This is a genomic window from Moorena sp. SIO3H5, from assembly GCF_010692395.1.
Taxonomy (GTDB): Bacteria; Cyanobacteriota; Cyanobacteriia; order Cyanobacteriales; family Coleofasciculaceae; genus Moorena.
Map to the genome: position 1 here is coordinate 1 of NZ_JAAHHS010000516.1, position 4,659 is coordinate 4,659.

Annotated in this window: 8 protein-coding genes; 2 read left to right on the forward strand and 6 right to left on the reverse strand. The window is 44.3% G+C overall.

The window, feature by feature from the left end; genetic code table 11:
- The 5 genes from F6K52_RS32585 to F6K52_RS32605 all read right to left on the reverse strand — a co-directional run.
- Nucleotides 1-406 (reverse strand): MoxR family ATPase (locus F6K52_RS32585; RefSeq protein ID WP_293088661.1); only part of this gene is annotated, 406 nt, incomplete at its 3' end.
- Nucleotides 394-1,758, reverse strand: a complete 1,365-nt coding sequence (locus F6K52_RS32590; RefSeq protein ID WP_293088663.1) for a trypsin-like peptidase domain-containing protein — start codon at nt 1,756-1,758, stop codon at nt 394-396. The genes F6K52_RS32585 and F6K52_RS32590, both read right to left, overlap by 13 nt.
- Nucleotides 1,709-1,858 carry a hypothetical protein gene (locus F6K52_RS32595; RefSeq protein ID WP_293088665.1) on the reverse strand — a complete coding sequence of 50 codons (150 nt, stop codon included), beginning with the start codon at nt 1,856-1,858 and terminating at the stop codon, nt 1,709-1,711. The genes F6K52_RS32590 and F6K52_RS32595 overlap by 50 nt, the downstream gene beginning before the upstream one ends.
- Nucleotides 1,859-1,882: 24 nt before the next feature.
- Complete coding sequence (locus F6K52_RS32600) at nt 1,883-2,194, reverse strand: CU044_2847 family protein (RefSeq protein ID WP_293088667.1); 312 nt, start codon at nt 2,192-2,194, stop codon at nt 1,883-1,885.
- Nucleotides 2,195-2,300: 106 nt separating this feature from the next.
- Nucleotides 2,301-2,540, reverse strand: coding sequence for a hypothetical protein (locus F6K52_RS32605; protein ID WP_293088669.1), 240 nt, complete (start codon nt 2,538-2,540; stop codon nt 2,301-2,303).
- A 156-nt stretch (nt 2,541-2,696) separates the two neighbouring features.
- Here F6K52_RS32605 and F6K52_RS32610 point away from each other — a divergent pair, with 156 nt between their 5' ends.
- A complete protein-coding gene (locus F6K52_RS32610; RefSeq protein WP_293088671.1) occupies nt 2,697-2,897 on the forward strand; it encodes a hypothetical protein in 201 nt (66 codons plus the stop codon).
- Between the two features lie 88 nt (nt 2,898-2,985).
- On the opposite strand, the gene F6K52_RS32615 is transcribed toward F6K52_RS32610, so the two are convergent.
- Nucleotides 2,986-3,534, reverse strand: coding sequence for an NUDIX hydrolase (locus F6K52_RS32615; RefSeq protein ID WP_293088673.1), 549 nt, complete (start codon nt 3,532-3,534; stop codon nt 2,986-2,988).
- A 352-nt stretch (nt 3,535-3,886) separates the two neighbouring features.
- Between F6K52_RS32615 and F6K52_RS32620 the strand changes: the two genes are divergently transcribed.
- On the forward strand, nt 3,887-4,659 hold a 773-nt coding region (locus F6K52_RS32620; protein ID WP_293088676.1), incomplete at its 3' end, for an enolase C-terminal domain-like protein.

Sequence of the window (4,659 nt, forward strand, 5' to 3'; positions counted from 1 at the left end):
TGCCTAACGGGCCCCAACGTACATAGGTCTCGGGATTACTAATACGGGGGATATCCTTTGGTTTAATCATGCCGGTTGCCGCTAACTGAGCATCCCGCAAACGAGCCACAGTATCATAGATGTAAAGACCATCCTTTGCCCGAGTAGTCGATTTGACAGCCCAGACTCTCACAGGCAAGTTTAGTTCATAAGCCACAGCATGAGCCAAGCGGGTTTTCCCACATCCCGGTTCCCCTTTCAGTAACAAAGGGCGTTCCAGGTAGATCGCTAAATTGACTGCTTCAATTAATTCTGGACTAGGTAGATAAGGATACAACAATTGTCCCTTGCTGTCTCGTTCTCCAGGCTGCGGTTGTAGTGCTGGATTACCTGTATATTCAGGTTTTGGGTTGTTCAGAGTCTCCACCGTTGCTTTACGTCATTAAACCAATCAACGCCACAGCGATCGCATATTTCTGCCAGTACATACTCGGGAATGCCATTATCACTGTTTTCTAGAACGACTTTAACAGTTTCATCGACCTCATGGGTAAATTCGATCGGTAATTCCTCAGATTCTCGCATCATCCAGTCAATCAACTCTTCTTCATGAAATTGATTAATCTTGGGAGATTTGACTGGCAGGTGGGGTTGAGTACGGTCTATTTTATCAGAAAATATAGCATCCAAATTCCCCACAGTGCCTTCGTAGTCTACTAAAAACATCAATAATTTGAAGCGACTGGCACTAGGGTTAACCTGGCGAGCGTTAGTTGCCAAAGGTGTCCAGAATTCACGGATCAGTTGATCTAAATAGGCTTCTGGCATCACATTTACATCATGGAAGACCAGTAGCACATTCTGGGTTTGCCAGTAGCGATAAACTCGTTCAGTAATAGCAGTAACTGACGCTCCCTTTCTCCACAAACCAACCTGATTACCCAGTTCACGCCAAAGGGTTTTGATATCAGTTCTGCGAGCTTTTCTCGCTAAATTAACTTTGATAACTTTGCCAGTAATAGTATTAGGAAGATGTTTTTCTACTAAGCGATTCAATAACCAACGTTGTCCGTAGTCTGGATCGCCATGAATTAAAAAAGCCGCGACAGACTGTGTTCGGATTAACCTAAAAAATAAGCGTTCCTGGTCCTCGTAACCAAGCTTTACTAATACCTTATAAAGCTGATCACCATCTAAAACCCGCCAAATTCTATCAAGAGCACCAATGGATATGGCTAAACCAGTTTTACCATCCCCTTGTCGATGGCTAACTACTCCCAAAAGCTCACCACTAGCTTCATCCACCACCGGCGAACCACTATAACCACGCTGTAGCCCATAGTCATCAACAATGTGCAAATCCCAACTTTGAATTCTTTCCCCTGGTTGTTTCGACCATTCCACTTGCTCCCCTAGGGTACCGTGCAGTGGTCGGATTAAATGGTCCTTAGCAAATAATTGAAAGCCAGCAGTTAGGAAAGAGTTACCCTTCTCACCAAATCCTTCTTGTCGGTGTAATTCTGGCTTATTCCAAAGTCCATCTACTCTCAACACTGCCAAATCCAATCCATGATCTTCCCCAGAAGCAATCACCGTGCCAGGTATGCCATCAGCTTTGACATTCTCTGGCCCACCAACCTCTTTCACCACATGAGCACAAGTCAACAAGAAAGCGGTGCCACTAACTTGGCGAATCACAAAACCAGTGCCAAAACCAGTGATTTTAGGGTCACGACTGGTAATTAAAACCACCGACTGCTGTAGTTCTTTTGGGGTCATTCTTTAGCAAAGGGAACAGGGAATAGGGAACAGGGAATAGGGAGTAGGGAGTAGGGAGTAGGGAGTAGGGAGTAGGGAGTAGGGTATCAAAAATTATCACAATTCCTATACGAATTGCTTACAATTAGTCTTTTGGTTTAAGTAGCAGTTTCACTTTCAGGTTAGCATTTGCCGTTGACTTAGTAATATATAAATTACCTTCTCCTTCAAAACTAAACCCCAATTCTACCTCAGCCTTCTCAATATCCATCTCCTTATTCAGCTCTTTACAAGTCTGAGCAATGGGCTTGCATGTCTTCACCAACAGCGGTCGAATTTTATCGAAAGTAGCACTAACTTTATCAGCAAAACCACCAGCGATAGGTTCGACTTGATTCCCTGGTACTTCTACTTCTACCAACGTGCCATCTTCTAATTCAATCAGTTTAGTTGCCATTACAAGTTGCCACCTTAAGTTTATATAGGTTAAGTTATCAGCTTAAGCGCTACGCGCACGCTACGCGAACAGCTTTCAGTTATTATCTATCATATATATAGCAATTCTACGACTTGTGAGGTACAAATTTCTGGTTTTTAGGGAGCAGGGAGCAGGGAGCAGGTAAGAGGGAACAGGGAACAGGGAACAGGGAACAGCACAAAATTATGTGTACCTCATTAGGATAATAATCGCTATATCTCGGTTGTAAAGTCATCGATTGCCGATTCCCTCGGTGCGCTTTCCGTTGGCGAATTAAATTCGCCAACGGAAAGCGCACCGCTCCCGACTCACGACTACCTAACAAATTTGTTACAAAAATTTTTAAAATATGTTATAATTAAAGATTATTTTGTGTTACTATAAAAATGTGGTCGTTAAACGTCCACGGGAAGAGCCAGCCCACAGATTTTCGCGGGTCTCCGGCTGGCTCTTGGTCCCCATCTAAGGAGATAGATCAATTATGTCCTATTCTGAACGCCTTCATCCGTGGGTGATAGTCCGTCTATTACCAAAGATGCAACGAGTGATTGTGGCTCGGTTCCGCAACCGATCGGATGCAGAGGGTCACTTGCAGGCTCTGAAACGACTGATGCCCGATGCTCAATTTATAATTATTTTCGATTTAGGAAAGCCGATGGAACAAGACTCTCAAGACTCTTAGGGATTTGGGTGATTAGTTATTCCATAGCGCTGCACCCAAGTAAGGATTAAGCTATCAGCTGACAGCTGACAGCTTAATGGTTACATATTTAGGACAAAAATTTTAAGCCTAAAAACAAAGCAGCAATTGTTCCAGAAACACAAATTTCTCCTTGTTCAATTTTTTTCATAACCTCGTCTATAGGTACTAAAACAATTTCCACCTCTTCCGTAATATCTAGATTTTGGATACCCGATGGCTGAGCGTTCTCCGCCATAATTAAATGAATTGTATTGGTATCTTTTACCGGATTATCATATAAGGTTGCTAAGGAAACCATATGCTCGGAAACATAACCAGTCTCTTCTTCTAATTCCCTAGCAGCTGCCTCCAGACTATCTTCTTCCATTGAGTTAAAACCACCTCCAGGGAGTTCCAATAAAATTTTTCCCACTCCATGGCGATATTGACGGACAAAGACAACATTGCGATCGCAAGTAATTGCCAGTATCAGCACAATATCCGGTCTAACATTGATGAAGTAGTCATCAACAATTTCACCACTTGGCAATTCTACTTCATCTTGCCTAACTCGACACCATTTATTGTCAAAAACCAACTTTGATTTAAGGGTTTTCCATGGCTTTATTGAAGTCATTAATTTAATAAATAATCACCAAACTATAAGTTAAAGTATTAAGAGTGAAGGTTACAGGTTACAGGTTACAGGTTACAGGTTACAGGTTACAGGTTGTAGGTTACAGGTTGGGTTATAGGTTGTAGGTTGTAGGTTAGAAGTTACACCTTATAGGTGGCACATGATTGGGCAAACCTATTCCTCACCATCGTCCTAGTAGAGTATAACCTTGAACCTTCAACCAACTAACCTTGAACCTTTAAGCAACTAACCTTGGCCTTTGGCCACCCGTGCGCGTTTAACCAAACCACCTTGGCCTTTGGCCACGCGTGCGCGTTCAACCTTAAACTAAATAACCATTACTAAATAAACAATGCGTATTGGCGTTGAAACCTTCACGGTACATAAGCGGTTCCCTTTAACCATCAGTCGTGGCACCACGTCTGAAACCACCAATGTTTGGGTCAGGATAGAACAGGAGGGTATTGAAGCGTGGGGCGAAGGGTCTCCATTTTCCCTAGGAAAGGGAACTAGGCTCAGCAGTAGCTCGTCGGATCCAAGCACAGAGGGTTTCCTGCCCCCCACCCCCCATAAGCAAACTACTGAGATTCTGCTGGAAGCCCTAGAGGTGGTTATCCCGATGCTGGAGGCATTTAGTCCTTGGGAACACCAACAAATTGAACGGGTGTTGGAGGAAGTACAGGTGCCATCAGCAGCTTGGGCGTCTATTGATTTGGCAATACACGACTGGTTAGGGAAGCGGGTGGGATTGCCCCTCTGGCGGCTGTGGGGATTGAACCGCCGCCGAATTGTGCCAATTTCCGCTACGGTAGGCATTAGTGACCCAGAAAAGGCCAGGCAACGGGTGCAGGACTGGATTCCCATGACTGGTGGTCATGTACTGAAAATTAAATTAGGTTCACCTGACGGGATTGCTGCTGATCAACAGATGCTGCTGGCCATTCGAGATGAGGCACCACAAGCCGAGTTGAGTGTAGATGCCAATGGGGGTTGGAGTTTGGAGGAAGGGGTAGAGATGTGTAACTGGCTGGCGAGTCAGGGAGTGAGGCATGTGGAACAACCCCTCGCTCCGGGAAAAGAGATCGATTTACCCGAGTTGTATAAGCAATCTCCTTTACCAATTTT

Excerpts from the sequence above, each read along its gene's own strand:
- F6K52_RS32590 (WP_293088663.1), bottom strand. The coding sequence starts at position 1,758 with ATGACCCCAAAAGAACTACAGCAGTCGGTGGTTTTAATTACCAGTCGT.
- F6K52_RS32600 (WP_293088667.1), bottom strand. The coding sequence starts at position 2,194 with ATGGCAACTAAACTGATTGAATTAGAAGATGGCACGTTGGTAGAAGTA.
- F6K52_RS32610 (WP_293088671.1), top strand. The coding sequence starts at position 2,697 with ATGTCCTATTCTGAACGCCTTCATCCGTGGGTGATAGTCCGTCTATTA.
- F6K52_RS32615 (WP_293088673.1), bottom strand. The coding sequence starts at position 3,534 with ATGACTTCAATAAAGCCATGGAAAACCCTTAAATCAAAGTTGGTTTTT.